Genomic DNA, 1,554 nt, shown 5'->3' on the forward strand with positions numbered 1-1,554 from the left:
AAGGAGTAATTGATGAAATAGATTTAGATGACATAATAGAAGATGTTGTAGATGAAATTCAGAAGGGTATTCTCAATGTATTAAGTACGTTTAAAGTTTAGAATGAACAATATGTTATTTATGCGAACTAAGAAAGGAGAACAAAATGATTATGACCGTTTTGAATATGGAGATATTGAAGATTAGCTGAACATAACAAGTATTAGGTGTATCTAATGTTTATTATGTGTAATAGGAAAGGGTGAATTAAAATGAAAGATAGGGAAGTTATAGAAACTTTAAATGATATGAAAGGTGTGTTTGGGGAAAGAGGACACAACCAGTATTCTTTATATTCAATAGATAGGGCAATAGCAGCTATAGAAAAGCAAATACCAGTAAAACTTATAAACAAAGCTGGAAGATATTCAAGTCATTATTTATGTCCGACATGCAATAAAATGTACTGGAAAGATGAAATAGTGCCTAATTATTGCCAAGGTTGCGGACAAAAGTTTAATTTAGATTAGTTACACATCACAAGTATTATATGCAAATGAAATTGTCAGACAATTTGGGACAAGATTGGGACAAGATTGGGACTGGCAACCATAAAACATATGATATAATGGTAATGAGTAGAAATATGTAGTACAATACAAGGATATATCAAACGACAATATAAAAAGGCAGTTGGGAGTAAGTCGGTAGAGAAATCTATCGGCTTATTTTATTTGTAATAGTGGGACAGCAGGTAGCTCCTGTTTCCTGAAAATCCTAGAAAGTAGGGATTACCACTATTTGGAACATAATTCTAGGAGGGATTAAAATGAAAATGAGAAGATATACAAAAGAACTTATTATTAATAATAGATTTTACCAGATGCCTAAGTTTTTATTTGAAAGAAAGTTTAAAAAGTTATCAAATGACGCAAGAGTACTATATTCACTACTAAGAGATAGGCACGATTTAAGCCTAGCAAATAATTGGATTAATGAAAGAGGGGAAGTCTATTTAATTTACACAAGAGAGAATATGGCAGAAATGTTAGGTTGCAGTATACCAACAGCAAGGAAAGCAATAAACCAATTAATCAAATATGGATTAATAGAAGAAGAAAGGCAAGGGCTAAATAAGCCTAATTTGATATACTTAACAGCTATAAGCGTTGAAAACACACGGACAGAAAAAATCTTTCAGTCAAGAGAGAAAGAACCTTTCAGTCAAGAAGGAAAAAATCTTTCACCTAATGATACTAAGTATAATGAGACTGAATTTAATGATACTGATATTATACATCTTCCTGAAGAAGATGACTTTATTTCTATCTATAAAGAAATATTTAAAGCCTATAAAGGAACAAAGCATATGAGGGTCAAGAGAAGGGATTACTATTATATCCTTGATTGTATAGGAGAAATTAAAAACTATGATGTAACAAAAGAAGAATGGGATAAAGCAGTAACAGAGCATTTTGAAACATTGCCAGAAAGTAATAATGGGAATATACTGGCATTCCTAAGAGCAAGTAAGAGGTATTTTGATATAGATTTAACCGATTGAAATATATCATT

At 31.0% G+C, this 1,554-nt stretch carries 2 protein-coding genes; both read left to right on the plus strand.

Annotated features, from left to right (window positions below):
* The first annotated feature begins 251 nt into the window (after nt 1-251).
* Nucleotides 252-509 carry a hypothetical protein gene (locus VK998_RS11810; RefSeq protein ID WP_325228575.1) on the plus strand — a complete coding sequence of 86 codons (258 nt, stop codon included), beginning with the start codon at nt 252-254 and terminating at the stop codon, nt 507-509.
* A gap of 299 nt (nt 510-808) precedes the next feature.
* Nucleotides 809-1,543: a replication initiator protein A gene (locus tag VK998_RS11815; RefSeq protein WP_325228577.1), complete on the plus strand. Its 735-nt coding sequence runs from the start codon at nt 809-811 to the stop codon at nt 1,541-1,543.
* Nucleotides 1,544-1,554 lie beyond the last annotated feature (11 nt).

The organism is Schnuerera sp., assembly GCF_035459645.1.
Taxonomy (GTDB): Bacteria; Bacillota; Clostridia; order Tissierellales; family Tepidimicrobiaceae; genus Schnuerera.